We start from the raw sequence: 12,815 nt of genomic DNA, 5'->3' as shown, positions 1-12,815 counted from the left end.
GCCCACATCAAGAACCCAGCGGGCGATGCCCTCAACGCCGCTCACCTCACGGTCGGAGCAAGACTCAACGCGGGCGGCCTCCACGCCGAAGGCCGGGTCAGGCTCACCGCGGCCAAGATCACCGGCTGGCTCACGTTCATCGAGGCCCGGCTCCGCAACCCGGGAGGTGTCGCACTGGGAGTCAGCAGCTGCGAGGCAGCCGGGTTCTCGCTCTGGGACGCGGCCCCGGTCTCCGGCAGCGTCAAGATGCACTACTCCAACTTCAAGGTCATCCACGCCAAGCCCGAGGTCTGGCCCGCCACCGTGCGGCTGGAGGGTCTGACGTACGAGACCCTCGCTCCGCGTCTGCCCGCCGCACAACGACTTGCCCTGCTTGAGCGGGACGAAGCCGGCTTCGTTCCTCACGCCTACGAGCAGCTCGCGGCCGTGTACCGCCGCGTCGGTGACGACGCCGAAGCCCGTGCCGTCCAGCTCGCCAAGCAACGCCGGCACCGCACCACGCTGCCCTGGTACGGAAAGCTCTGGGGCCGCCTCCAGGACGCGACCGTCGGCTACGGTTTCCGCCCCACCCGTGCCATGGCCTGGCTCCTGGCCCTGCTACTCCTCGGCTCCGTCGCCTTCGCTCTCCACCACTCGCGCCCGGCCGAGCGCGGCAAAGGTCCGGAGTTCAATCCCGTCGTCTACACCCTCGACCTGCTCCTGCCCATCGTCGACTTCGGCCAGGAGAAGGCATTCACTCCCACCGGCCTCTACCAATGGCTGTCCTATCTCCTGATCGCAGCAGGCTGGATCCTCGCCACGACCGTCGCCGCCGGGGTGACCCGCAATCTCAACCGCCCATGACCCGCCCTGCTTGGGAACCGCGATTTCGTGGTTCCCAAGCAGACGGTCCGGCGTCGTTTCCGCATCTCGCGACAGGCCCTAGGGGTGTCGCGACCGTGCTGGTCACAGCCATTCGTTGATGGCTGCGATCAGCACGGTCGCTTCGTAGCGGACGGCAAGTTTGTCGTATCCGGTGGCAACGGCCCGGTGCCGCTTGAGCCGGTTGATTCCGTACTCGACAGCGTGCCGATGCTTGTAGTCATCCTTGTCGAACGCCGGCGGCCGCCCGCCACGCGATCCGCGCCTCAGCCGGTTGCGGACCCGGTCCGCCGGCACCGGAATCGTGGCCTTGATCCCGCGTCTGCGCAGGTAGGAACGGTTGCTGCGGGAGTCGTATGCCTTGTCGGCCCGGACCCGGTCGGACGCTTGCGCGGCCGGCCGAGTCCCAGCCGGGGGACCCGGATCGCTTCCAGGACCGGCTCGAACTGGGGTGAGTCGCCGCGCTGCCCAGCTGTGATCACCACGGACAGGGGCTTCTGTCCCTGCTCGACCGCGAGGTGGATCTTGCTGGTCAGCCCGCCCCGGGACCGCCCGAGGCCGTGGTCGGCCGGCTCGACGAAGACACCGCCGGGCGGTTCCTTCTGGAGGTCCCCTTTTTCGCCGCCCCGGCGGCGTGCTGGTGGGCCCGGCAGACGGTGGAGTCGACGTTGACCTCCCAGGTGATCAGGCCCTTCGCGTCCGCCTCGGCCTGGAGCTGCGTGAGGATCCTGGCCCAGGTCCCGTCCCGTTGCCAGCGCCGGAACAGGTCATAGACCCGGTCCCACGGGCCATACCTTTCGGGCACGTCCCGCCACGGGGCACCGGTCCGGGTCCGCCACCGTATGCCGTCTATCAGCTGCCGTCGCGTCCACACCTGCGGACGTCCCGGCTTGATGCCTCGCGGCAGTAACGGCTCCATCCGGACCCACTGGCCATCCGTCAGATCCCCATGTCCCACGAAGCACGACCATCAACGAGCAAGATCCACTTTCGCAACAGGCCCTGGGCACCCCTTCCGCTCAACGCCAACCGGCGCGGCCCCCGCAGCCCCCCCCTGCGCCCCCTGGACCCTCACCTTCGCGCCCGTCCCGCCCCACCCGCGCCCTCCGGACCGCCACCCCGAGCGTTCGACCTGCGGAAGCGGCGGACGGCGGACAGCGGGGTCGCGATGCGCGTGCTGGTGTCCGGGGCGCGATGCGCCGGGGTTCCGGGTTCGGCGGGCCCGGATTCGGCTGGTCCGAGGTCGGTGGCTCCGGGGCCGGTTGCTCCGGGCCGACTGGTCCGGTCGCCGGGGTGGCCGTGGTCCTGGGGGGCCGCGCCGACTCCGCTTCCCAGAGGGCGAGTTCACGGTCGCGCGGCCCGTGCACGGTGTACGGGTCGCCCGCGCCGAAGACCCGGACCGGGTGTGAGCCGTCCCAGGCCTGCCACCCGGGGTCGCCGTCGACCGCGAACCGCACCCACGCGCCGTGCATGGCGTCGGCCAGTTCATGCGGGGCCCCCTCGCCCGCGAGTTTCTCCGACTCGGGCACGTCGGGGGTGTCGAAGACGAAGCCCAACTCCAGGGCGTGGCAGGCGCCGAGGTCCGGCACGTTGGACGGCCAGGCGAACTCGTACACGTAGGCCGGAGCCCGGAGGCCGTCGTGCGCGCCCGCGTCATCCACGTCCGAGCCGTGCGCGTCCGAGCCGTGCGCGTCCGAGCTGTGGGAGTCGGCGAGGCGGTGCAGCGGGACCCGCAGGATGTGGTCGGTGACCAGTTGGCCGACGAGGTCGGCGGTGCGGGCCTCCGGGTGGAGGGCGCGGTAGCCGCGGGGGACCTCGTGGCCGCAGTGGCAGCGGGCCATGGCCCCGGCCAGGGCGACCGGGCCGAGCCGGTCCACGCGGTCCAGCAGGCCGCCCGGTGCGAGCCACAGCCGGTACTCGTCGCGGGTCCAGCCGAGGAGAAGGCTTACGTCCGGTGCCGCCCCCTCGGTCAGGGCCTCCATCGGATCGCGGGGCACGAGGTCGCCGTCGACGACGATGCCGAAGGCGGGCCCGCCGAGCACCGGGCTGCTGAGCCGGCCCACGTCGGCCTGGGTGCGCAGGAGCAGGTCGCGGTCGACGGCGGCGAAGGCCTCCGCCGTCGCCGGGATCTTCAGCCGGGTGGCCATCCTGCGGACCATCCGGCGCACCTTGTCGCGGTCGCTCGCCTCGGGCGGTCCGCTCTGCAGGACGGCCCGCTGGAAGAGTCCCTCGGCGCGCGGGCTCGCGAGCAGCGCGCCGGTACTGATGGCCCCGGCGGACTGGCCGGCGAGGGTCACACGGCCGGGATCGCCGCCGAACGCGCCGACGGACTCGCGCACCCACTCCAGCGCGGCCAGTTGGTCGCGCAGTCCGGCGTTGGCGGGCGCGTCCGGGAAGAGGCCGTAACCCTCCACTCCCAGGCGGTAGTTGAGGGACACGAAGACGATGCCGTCCCGGGCGAAGGCGCGCCCGTCGCAGACGGGTACGGCCGAGGAGCCGCGGGTCAGGGAGCCGCCGTGGAGCCACACCATGACGGGCAGCCGGGCGGCGGGGTCGGGGGACGGTGTCCACACGTTCAGGTTGAGGCAGTCGTCGCCGGGCACACTGGGGTCGGACAGCAGCCGTCCGAACGCCTCGGAGTACGGCGGTTTCGGCGGCGTCGGCCCGAAGGCGCCTGCGTCACGCACCCCGTCCCAGGGCTCCGGCGGCACGGGCGGGCGGAAGCGGCGGGGGCCGAAGGGCGGGGCGGCGTAGGGGATGCCCCGGAAGACCGCGATCCCGTTCTCGTACCGGCCGCGCACCCTTCCGTACGGGGTGGCGACCACCGGGTCCTTCGCCTCCGTCGGTTCCACCGCGTCCACCGCCATCCCGGACCAGCTCCCATCGTCGCGAGTCGTAAGGATCAGAGCATCACATCGCGTCCCGGTATTCCTGCGGGCGTCCCCATTCGGCCGATATGACGGTACGTCCCTGGTCAGCGCGTCGCGGCAGGGCCGGCCCCGGTTTCCGCCCGGCCTTTGGCCCCGGCCCCGGTTTCCGCCCGGCCTTTGGCCCCGGCTCCGGTCGCGGCCCAGGTGATGCCGCCGAGGAGATGCCGGCGGAAGTCCTCGTCGGCGTAGGCGTCGGCGGTGTGTCCGAGGGCGGTGTAGAAGACCCGGCCGGCGCCCTGGTTCCGGCACCAGACGAGGGGGTGGTCGTCGCCCATCCGCCCTCCCTCGTAGGAGGATTCGTCGGCCGAGACGAGCACGCGTACCGAACGGCGGGGACTGGCACGGAAGTCGTACCACTCGTCCGTGAACTCCCAGACGGGCGGCAGGTGTCGGGTGGCCGGATGGCCGTGGTCCTCGACGACGGCGCGGCCGGGCTAGAGGTCGGGGTGCCGGTCGAAGCGGGCGCCGAGCAGTTCGCCGTAGTACGGCCAGTCGTACTCGGTGCAGGCCGCCGCGTGCACCCCCGCGAACCCGCCGCCCCCGTCGACATAGGCCGCGAGCCGGTCGCGTCCGGCCGGGGTCAGCACGTCGCCGCTGGTCGACAGCAAGACGACCACCGCGTACGCGTCGAGGCCCGCCTCGAAGGCCGCCGGGTCCTCGGTGGCGTCGACGGCGAACCCGTACGCCTCCCCGAGGGCCCGTACGGCGGCGATCCCGGCCGGGATGGAGTCGTGCCGGTAGTCGGCGGTTCGGGTGTAGACGAGGACGCGGAAGGTCATGCCCGGAGCGTAGTGGCGGCCCCGGTCGGGGCTGAGGCCCCCGGACCCGGGCCCGGGACGCGCAGACCGCCCGGCGCCTCGGCATGTCGGCCGGCCGTCGGGCCCTGTCACCCCGGCCAAGCGGCCCACCCCGCCCTTTGACGGACGCGCCATAACTCCCCTGACGGGCGGGTCATACCTCTCCTGACGGGCGTGCCATACCTCCCCGGCACGCGGCCCGCCCCCGTCCGGCCCCCGCCGCCGTAGCCTGCGGCCCCGGACGGGCCACAGAAAAGCGGGCTCCGCCCCGGCTTCGGCGCCGGCCCCACCCCTACCCCCAGCCCCAGCCCCAGCCCCAGCCCCAGGACAGCCGACCATGTCCGATTCCTGCAAGACTCCCTCCCCCGGCCCCTCCTACCGTGATCGCATGACTCCTCGATTCGATGTGGTCGGCCTGGTCGTCTCCGACATGGCCGCCTCTCTCGCCTTCTACGCCCGGCTCGGGCTCGACTTCCCCGTGGGAGCCGAGGCCGAGCCGCATGTCGAGGCCGGGCTGCCCGGTGGGCTGCGGCTCGCGCTGGACACGGAGGAGACCGTGCGGTCCTTCCACCCCGGCTGGCGGCCCCCGGCCGGTGGTGGCCGGGTGTCTCTCGCCTTCCGGTGTGACGATCCGGCCGAGGTCGACGCGGTGTACGAGGGACTGGTCGGCGCCGGGCACCACGGTGAGCTGAAGCCCTGGGACGCCTTCTGGGGCATGCGGTACGCCGTCGTGCACGATCCGGACGGCAACGCCGTGGACCTGTTCGCTCCGCTGCCCGGGGACCAGTCGCCCGCCCAGGCAACCTGACCGCTACCGCCGGGGGATCAGCTCACCCAGCGTCGACCCGGTCAACTCCCTTACGTCCCGCGCCAGATGGGCCTGGTCGGCGAAGCCGGCGCGGACGGCGGTGTCCGCGAAGGGGACGCCGGAGCGGGCCAGGGCGAGGGCGCGTTGCAGGCGCAGGACGCGGGCCAGGGTCTTGGGACCGTAGCCGAACGCGGCGAGGGAACGGCGGTGCAACTGTCTTGCGCTCAGGCCCAGTTCGTCGGCGGTCCGGCCGACCGGGCGGCCCGCGTCGAGGGCGGCCACGACCTTCAGGAGCAGCGGGTCGGGCCGCTCGGCGTCGGCCGCCCGGCGCAGGGCGACGTCCTCCAGCGCGGTCACGGGGTCGGCGGCGCCGTCGATCCGGGCGGTGATGCGGCGCACCTCGGCGGCGGGCCACAGGTCGGTCAACTCCACGCGCCGGTCCCGGAGTTCGTCTGCCGGTACGCCCAGGTAGGCGGGCGCCGTGCCGGGGTGGAAGCGGACGCCCGCCCAGCCGCCGGGCGGCATCGCGTCCGGGAGGTGGGGTCCGGTGTCCGGACCGGCAACCAGCAGCCGGCCCTCGGTCCACAGCAGGTCCATACAGCCGTCCGGCAGCACGGCCGCGACGGAGGCAAGAGGAGCAACGGAAGCAACGGAAGCAGCGGGCGTACGGGACGCGTCCTCGGGGCCGTCCCCAAGCTCCTCGCCCCCGTTCCCCGACCCGGCGTCAGAGGCGCTGGGGACGCGGGTCCACACGACCGCGCCGGGCAGCCGGGAGGGCCGTTCCGCGTACATGGGTGCCAGGCTACGCCGGGCCCGTGCGGTGTTCCTGGGGGCTGACCCCGTAGACCCGCTTGAAGGCGCTGGACAGGGCGAAGGCGCTGCCGTAGCCGACACGGCGGGCGATGGTCTCCAGGGTGTCGTCGCTCTCGCGGAGCCGGTCGGCGGCCAGGGCGAGGCGGCGGCCGGTCAGATAGGTCATCGGGGGCTCCCCGACGAGTTCGCCGAAGCGGCGGGCGAGGGCGGCGCGTGAGACCCCGGCCTTGGCGGCGAGCGTCGCGACGGTCCAGGGGTGGGCGGGGTCGTCCTGGACGAGCCGCAGGACGCGGCCCACCACGGGATCGGCGAGGGCCTGGTACCAGCCGGGGGCGGCGGCCTCGGGGCGGGAGAACCAGGCCCGCAGCGCGGCGATCATCAGCAGGTCGAGCAGCCGGTCGAGGACGACCTCCTGGCCGGGTTCGTCGCGGACCATCTCGTCGGCGAGGATCGAGGTCAGCGGGGACGTCCACACGTCGGAGGTGAGCGACAGCAGCGGCGGCAGGGCGTCGAGCAGCCGGCCGTCGACCTCGCCGCGCATCAGGTAGGTGCCGATGAGCAGCACCGTGGAGCCGTCGAGCCGGTCGCCCCAGGTGCGCACCCCGAGGTCCCAGTGGCCGTTGAGCGAGCGGCCGTCGGGGTAGGAGCACTCGCCGCCGGGGAGGATCACGGCCTGCGGCGGGGTGCCGGGGTCGTCGGCGCAGAGGTACGGGGCGGGGCCGCGGGCGATGGCGAGATCGCCGGCCCGCAGCCGGACCCGTTCGCCGGCGTCCGCCACGACCCAGGCGTCACCGCGGGCCACGAGCATGATCGTCAGCGGGGCGCGGTCCTCGACGCGGATCGACCAGGGCGGGTCGAAGCAGGCGCGGATCATGAAGGCGCCCCGCGCGCGGGGACCCTCCAGCAGGCCGGCGAGGGGATCCCCCCGCGTGAGCATGTGTGAGCGCGGGGCGGCGTCCATGGCGCCAGCGTAGACGGACCGCCGGGGGTGTGCCGTGGGCGGCCGTGGATGTCGGTGGACGGTCGCTTATGGGAGCGAGCCGTTCGGCGATGGTCGCGGGCGCCGGGGCGGCAGTTGACTCGGAGCCATGACCAAGAACACGCGGGACATGACGGTACTGGTGACGGGCGCGACCGGGCGGACGGGGAGCCGGGTCGCTCAGGCGGCGCGGGCGGCGGGGCTGACCGTCCGGCCGGGATCGCGGGCGACCGGCTTCGACTGGCACGAGCCGTCGACCTGGGCGCGAGCGCTCGCGGGCGCCGACGCGGCGTATCTGGCGCATCCCACGGACGTGGGCGCCCCGGGTACGGCCGAGGCGGTCGGGGCGCTGGCCGGGGAGGCGGTGCGGGTCGGTGTGCGGCATCTGGTGCTGCTGTCCTCGCGGGGCGAGGAGCAGGCGGGGCCGGCCGAGGAGGCGCTCAGAGCGTCCGGCGCGCGCTGGACGATCGTACGGGCGGCGTGGTTCTCGCAGAACTTCAGCGAGGGGCCGCTGGTGGAGGGGCTGCGCCACGGGGAGCTGGTGTTCCCGGCGGGTGAGGTGCGGGAGCCTTTCGTGGATGTCCGGGACATCGCGGACGTCGTGGTGGCGGTGCTGACGGGGGGCGAGCGGTTCGCGGGCCGGGAGGTGGCGGTCTCGGGGCCCCGGCTGCTGTCGTTCCGGGAGGCGGTGGCGGAGATCGCGGCGGCCACCGGCGAGACGCTGACGTACACACCGGTGTCGGCACGGGAGTACGGCGAGGTTCTGGCGGGGTCCGGGGTGCCCGCCGGGGAGGTCGCGTTCCTCGTCGGCCTGTTCGAGAGCCTCCTCGACGGCCGGAACGCCCATCTGTCGGACGGGGTCCGGGAGATCCTCGGACGGCCGCCGCGCGACTTCACGGACTTCGCCCGGGAGGCCGCCGCGCGCGGCACGTGGAAGGGGTGACGGCACCCACCCGGGGACCGGCCCGGCAGGGCTCAGCACTGGCATCCGGCGGCCCGGCCCGGTCCTGGACTCCGGCGGCCCGGTGAGGCCCGGCCCCGGCGTCCGGGAAGCCGGCCGCCCCGGGAAGACCGGCGCGCGGCGGGCTCAGTCCTCGGGAGGGTGCTCCTCCGAGTCCTTGTCGGGACGGTGGCCGTGCTGGGGGTTCCTGGTGTGGGTGCGCAGCCGGGACGTCACGTCCTCCGGGGGCAGGAAGCGCGACCAGCGCTCCGGGAACTCGGAGGGCATGTCGGGGTCGTCGGGGTCGGCGTCGTAGTCGGAGTCGTACGAGCGGGTCGCGGCGGCGCGGGCCACGAACTCGGCGGCCTGGGCCTCGCGCATCCGCTCGTTGGCGGCGCGGGCCGCGGCGGTGGCGGCGGCCGGCCAGACCCGGTCGATGGCGGCGTTCACGGCCGCGCCGACGAGGACGGCGAACGCGGACACGCCGATCCACAGCAGGACGGCGACCGGCGCGGCGAGCGAACCGTAGATGGTGGGGCCCTCGACCGTGTTGGTGAGGTAGATGCGCAGCAGGAAGCTGCCGAGCACCCACATGGCGAGGGCGACCAGGGCGCCCGGCACGTCCTCCACCCACGGGGAGCGGACGGGCACGGACACGTGGTAGAGCGTGGTCAGGAAGACGATGGACAGCACGATGACGACGGGCCAGTACAGGACCTGGACGACGGTCGTGGACCACGGCACGAAGGTCACCACGGCGTCGGGGCCGGCCACCATCAGGGGCAGCGCGATCGAACCGATCAGCAGCGCCACGATGAACAGCAGGAACGACATGACCCGGGTCTTCACGATCCCGCGGGTGCCGTCGAGGCCGTACATCACGGTGATGGTGTCGATGAAGACGTTCACCGCGCGGGAGCCGGACCACAGGGCGAACAGGAAGCCGAGGGAGATGATGTCGGGCCGGCCGCCCTTCATCACGTCGTGCAGGATCGGCTCGGCGATCTGGTGCACGCCCTTCTCGGTGAGGACCGTGCGGGAGGCCTCCAGCAGGTTGGACTCCAGGCTGGCGATGGTGTCGGCGCCGGTCCAGTCGTCCACGTAACCGAGCAGGCCGATCATGCTGAGCAGCAGCGGTGGCACGGACAGGAGCGTGAAGAAGGCGGCCTCGGCCGCCAGCCCCAGGATCCGGTACTCCATGCACGAGTTGACGGTGTCCTTGAGCAGCAGCCAGGCGGTCCTGCGCTTCGAAACGTTCCGGTACAGCGCGCGTGCGCGGTGAAAGCGGCCCGGGCGGGGCCGTTCAGGTGTTTCTTTTGCCTGGTGCACGTCCTTACCGTATCCGTATGGCAGCCAGCACCCACACCGTGACCAACCAGGCTCCGCCCCTGGTCGGATATGACGTATTCGCCGCCGACCGGGCCCTCAGCGAGGCGGTCGACCGGCACCTCGATCCAGGGCTCCTCGACGAGGCCCGTGGCGAACTGTCCGCGCTCGGCCTCTCCTCCGGTTCCGCCCAGGTGCAGGAGTGGGGTGCGCTGGCCAACGAGAACCCGCCCAAGCTGCGCACCCACGACCGCTACGGCAACCGGATCGACCAGGTCGACTTCCATCCCGCCTGGCACCGGCTCCTCGGCAAGGGCGTGTCGGCGGGGCTCACCGCCGCGTGGAACCGGCCGGGAGGACATCTGCGGCGGGCGGCGGGCTTCGTCGTCTGGGCGCAGGCCGAGGCGGGCAACGGCTGCCCGCTGTCGATGACCCACGCGGCGGTACCCGCGCTGCGCACCGACCCGGCGCTCGCCGCCGAGTGGGAGCCGCGGCTGACGTCCACGATCTACGACCAGGAGCTGCGGCCCGCCTCCCGCAAGCCCGGGGTGATCTTCGGTATGGGCATGACCGAGAAGCAGGGCGGCAGTGACGTACGGGCCAACACGACCGAGGCGCGGCCGCTCGCCGAGGACGGGACGTACGGGCTGACCGGGCACAAGTGGTTCTGTTCGGCGCCGATGTCGGACGGTTTCCTCGTGCTGGCGCAGGCTCCGGGCGGGCTGACGTGCTTCCTGGTGCCGCGCGTCCTGGAGGACGGCACCCGCAACGTGTTCCGGATCCAGCGGCTCAAGGACAAGCTCGGCAACCGCTCGAACGCCTCCGGCGAGGTCGAGTTCGACGGGACCTGGGCGCGCCGGGTGGGCGAGGAGGGGCGCGGGGTGCGGACCATCATCGAGATGGTCGCGGCGACCCGGCTGGACTGTGTGCTCGGTTCGGCCGCGCTGATGCGGCAGGCCGTCGCGCAGGCGGTCCATCACGCCACGTACCGCGAGGCGTTCGGCGGGCTGCTCGTCGACAAGCCGCTGATGCGCAACGTGCTGGCGGATCTGGCGCTGGAGTCGGAGGCGGCGACCACGCTGGCGATGCGGCTGGCGGCGGCGTACGACGAGGGCGGCGAGCAGGAGCGGGCGTTCCTGCGGCTCGCGGTGCCGGCCGCCAAGTACTGGGTGACCAAGCGGTGTACGCCGGTCGCGGCGGAGGCGCTGGAGTGTCTGGGCGGCAACGGCTATGTCGAGGAGTCGGGCATGCCGCGGCTGTTGCGCGAGTCGCCCCTCAACTCCGTCTGGGAGGGCGCGGGCAACGTGCAGGCGCTGGACGTGCTGCGCGCACTGCGGCGGGAGCCGGGGGCGCTGGACGCGTATCTGCGGGAGGTGGGTCAGGCGCGCGGCGCGGACCACCGGCTGGACGGCGCCATCAAGAACCTGCTGGCCGAACTCGCGGACCTGGACGGCGTGGAGGGGCGGGCGCGGCGGCTGGTCGAGCGGATCGCGACGGTGCTCCAGGGGTCGCTGCTGGTCCGGTTCGCGCCGCCGGAGGTCGCGGACGCGTTCTGCGCGTCGCGGCTGGGCGGTGACTGGGGTTCGGCGTTCGGCACGCTGCCGCACAGTCTGGATCTGGCCACGGTGGTGGAGCGGGCCCGGCCGGTGGCGGTCTGATCGACCCGGTGCGGGGGTGGTGCCGCGCCGACACGGCACCACCCCCGCCTGGCCCCGTTCAGGAGCTCGGACGCCGCTCGGGCGGCGTCGCTGTCAGTTTCAGGGAACCTTGTGACCGTTGGCGAGAGTTGCAGACCGTTGCATTCCTTTGCGCACCTTGTACGAAGTCCGCGCGGACCGCGCCGAGAGCAGGCACGATGTGGGAGGACGGCGGCGTCGTGGCCCGTCCGCGGTCCTCGTTCCGGGAGTGCCCTGTGAAGACCACATCGTTGCGTCCCACCCCGTCCGCGCCGCTGGTCGCGTCCGAATCGTCCGTGCCCTCGCACGGCGGCTGGGCGGCGCCGGTCAAGGGCGAAGGCGGGGTGATCGCTCCGCGTCCGGTGATCGACCGGTCGTGGCGGCGGATGAGACGGCTGGGTGTCGATCCCGAACAGGGAACGGACAGCGCCCCGTTGCAGTCGGACGAACTCGAACACCGGCGGACGTCCACCGTCCTCGCCGACGTGCTGCCGACGCTCAGTGCCGGGCTCGGCGCGGTCGCCGACGCCTCGCTCCAGATCATGGTGGTCGCGGACCCGGAGGGCCGGGTGCTGTGGCGCGAGGGCAACACGGGCGTACTGCGCCGGGCCGACACCGTCTGCCTGGCCGAGGGCGCCGACTGGAGCGAGGACACCACCGGCACCAACGCCATCGGGACGGCCCTGTCGGTGGACGCGCCGGTGCGGGTGCACGCCGCCGAGCACTTCGTGCGGGCGCTGCGCGAGTGGACCTGCGCCGCGGCCCCCGTCCACGATCCGCGTGACGGGCGGCTGCTGGGGGTGGTCGACGTGAGCGGCCCGGACACCACCTTCCACCCGGCCACGCTGGCCTTGGTCGACACGGTGTCGAGGCTGGCCGAAAGTGAACTGCGCACCCGGCATCTGGCGGCCATCGAACGGCTGCGCGCGGTCGCCGCCCCGCTGCTGTCCCGGCTGTCCGGCCCGGCGCTGGTGGTGGACACGCACGGCTGGCTGGCCGCCGTCACCGGGATGCCGCCCGTCGACCGGGTCCCGCTGCCGGACGACCTCGGCGCGGGCCGCACCTGGCTGCCCACGCTCGGCACCTGTGTGGCCGAGCCGATGCCGGGCGGCTGGCTGCTGCGCCCCACGGGGGCCGAGGACGAGGGGGACGCCGCCCGTGTCCTGCTGGACCTCGCCGACCCGCGGCGGCCCGCCGTCACCGTCTCGGGCGCGGCGGGCAGTTGGTCCCAGGATCTGAGCCCGCGCCACGCCGAGCTGCTGTACGTCCTCGCCGTGCACCGGCCCGGGCGCAGCGCGGCGCAGCTCGCGGTCGACCTGTTCGGCGACCCGACCCGCACCGTCACCGTCCGGGCCGAACTGTCCCGCGTACGGCGGCGGCTGACCGGGCTGCTGGACCACCGTCCGTACCGCTTCCGCGAGGAGGTGGAGGTCGAGGTCCTGCTGCCCGGGGACCCGCTGGACCTGCTGCCGCACTCGACGGCCCCGGCGGTGCTGGCGGCCCGGTCGGCGGCCGAACCACCGGAGCCGGCCCGCGGGCGGGCGGGGACGGGGACGGCCGGCCGGCCGTCTCGCGGGGCGCACCGAGGGTGTGCGGAGGGTATGACGTGAGCGTATTTAGTGAGCGTCTTCCGCGGTCTTTGTCCTGGCCCGGGAGTCTCTGTCGTAGCATCCCCTTCACAGGCC

General features: G+C 73.4%; 9 protein-coding genes and 2 pseudogenes. 5 read left to right on the top strand and 6 right to left on the bottom strand.

The window, feature by feature from the left end; genetic code table 11:
- Nucleotides 1–246: 246 nt before the first annotated feature.
- Nucleotides 247–843: a hypothetical protein gene (locus AB0912_RS25060; protein ID WP_366703410.1), complete on the top strand. Its 597-nt coding sequence runs from the start codon at nt 247–249 to the stop codon at nt 841–843.
- Nucleotides 844–945: 102 nt separating this feature from the next.
- On the opposite strand, the pseudogene AB0912_RS25055 reads toward AB0912_RS25060, so the two are convergent.
- The 3 genes and pseudogenes from AB0912_RS25055 to AB0912_RS25045 all read right to left on the bottom strand — a co-directional run bounded on the left by AB0912_RS25055 (nt 946) and on the right by AB0912_RS25045 (nt 4,570).
- Nucleotides 946–1,819, bottom strand: a pseudogene (locus AB0912_RS25055) (IS5 family transposase).
- Between the two features lie 61 nt (nt 1,820–1,880).
- Nucleotides 1,881–3,728, bottom strand: a complete 1,848-nt coding sequence (locus AB0912_RS25050; protein WP_366703408.1) for a carboxylesterase family protein — start codon at nt 3,726–3,728, stop codon at nt 1,881–1,883.
- 107 nt (nt 3,729–3,835) lie between these two features.
- A pseudogene (locus AB0912_RS25045) lies at nt 3,836–4,570 on the bottom strand (ThuA domain-containing protein).
- A 406-nt stretch (nt 4,571–4,976) separates the two neighbouring features.
- On the opposite strand from AB0912_RS25045, the gene AB0912_RS25040 reads away from it, so the two are divergent.
- Nucleotides 4,977–5,396, top strand: a complete 420-nt coding sequence (locus AB0912_RS25040) for a VOC family protein (protein WP_366703406.1) — start codon at nt 4,977–4,979, stop codon at nt 5,394–5,396.
- 3 nt (nt 5,397–5,399) lie between these two features.
- Here AB0912_RS25040 and AB0912_RS25035 read toward each other — a convergent pair whose 3' ends face one another.
- Together AB0912_RS25035 and AB0912_RS25030 are read right to left on the bottom strand one after the other, a co-directional pair.
- The gene (locus AB0912_RS25035) at nt 5,400–6,188 is read right to left on the bottom strand and encodes a helix-turn-helix transcriptional regulator (RefSeq protein WP_366703404.1); all 789 of its coding nucleotides are present in this window, start codon (nt 6,186–6,188) and stop codon (nt 5,400–5,402) included.
- A gap of 10 nt (nt 6,189–6,198) precedes the next feature.
- Nucleotides 6,199–7,170 (bottom strand): AraC family transcriptional regulator, encoded by a 972-nt coding sequence (locus AB0912_RS25030; RefSeq protein ID WP_366703402.1) that lies wholly within the window; start codon nt 7,168–7,170, stop codon nt 6,199–6,201.
- Nucleotides 7,171–7,297: 127 nt separating this feature from the next.
- On the opposite strand from AB0912_RS25030, the gene AB0912_RS25025 reads away from it, so the two are divergent.
- Entirely contained in the window at nt 7,298–8,131 is an 834-nt protein-coding gene (locus AB0912_RS25025; protein ID WP_366703400.1) for an NAD(P)H-binding protein, read from the top strand.
- Nucleotides 8,132–8,275: 144 nt separating this feature from the next.
- Here the strand turns inward: AB0912_RS25025 and AB0912_RS25020 are convergent, their stop codons facing one another.
- Complete coding sequence (locus tag AB0912_RS25020; RefSeq protein WP_366703398.1) at nt 8,276–9,457, bottom strand: YihY/virulence factor BrkB family protein; 1,182 nt, start codon at nt 9,455–9,457, stop codon at nt 8,276–8,278.
- A gap of 17 nt (nt 9,458–9,474) precedes the next feature.
- Here AB0912_RS25020 and AB0912_RS25015 point away from each other — a divergent pair, with 17 nt between their 5' ends.
- Complete coding sequence (locus AB0912_RS25015; protein WP_366703396.1) at nt 9,475–11,112, top strand: acyl-CoA dehydrogenase family protein; 1,638 nt, start codon at nt 9,475–9,477, stop codon at nt 11,110–11,112.
- Nucleotides 11,113–11,516: 404 nt separating this feature from the next.
- Nucleotides 11,517–12,740 carry a GAF domain-containing protein gene (locus AB0912_RS25010; RefSeq protein ID WP_366703448.1) on the top strand — a complete coding sequence of 408 codons (1,224 nt, stop codon included), beginning with the start codon at nt 11,517–11,519 and terminating at the stop codon, nt 12,738–12,740.
- Nucleotides 12,741–12,815: the final 75 nt, after the last annotated feature.

Source organism: Streptomyces sp. NPDC007084 (assembly GCF_040703595.1).
Classification (GTDB): domain Bacteria; phylum Actinomycetota; class Actinomycetes; order Streptomycetales; family Streptomycetaceae; genus Streptomyces.
The sequence above is the reverse complement of the archived record's forward strand: the minus strand, read 5'-3'. Positions and strand labels throughout refer to the sequence as shown.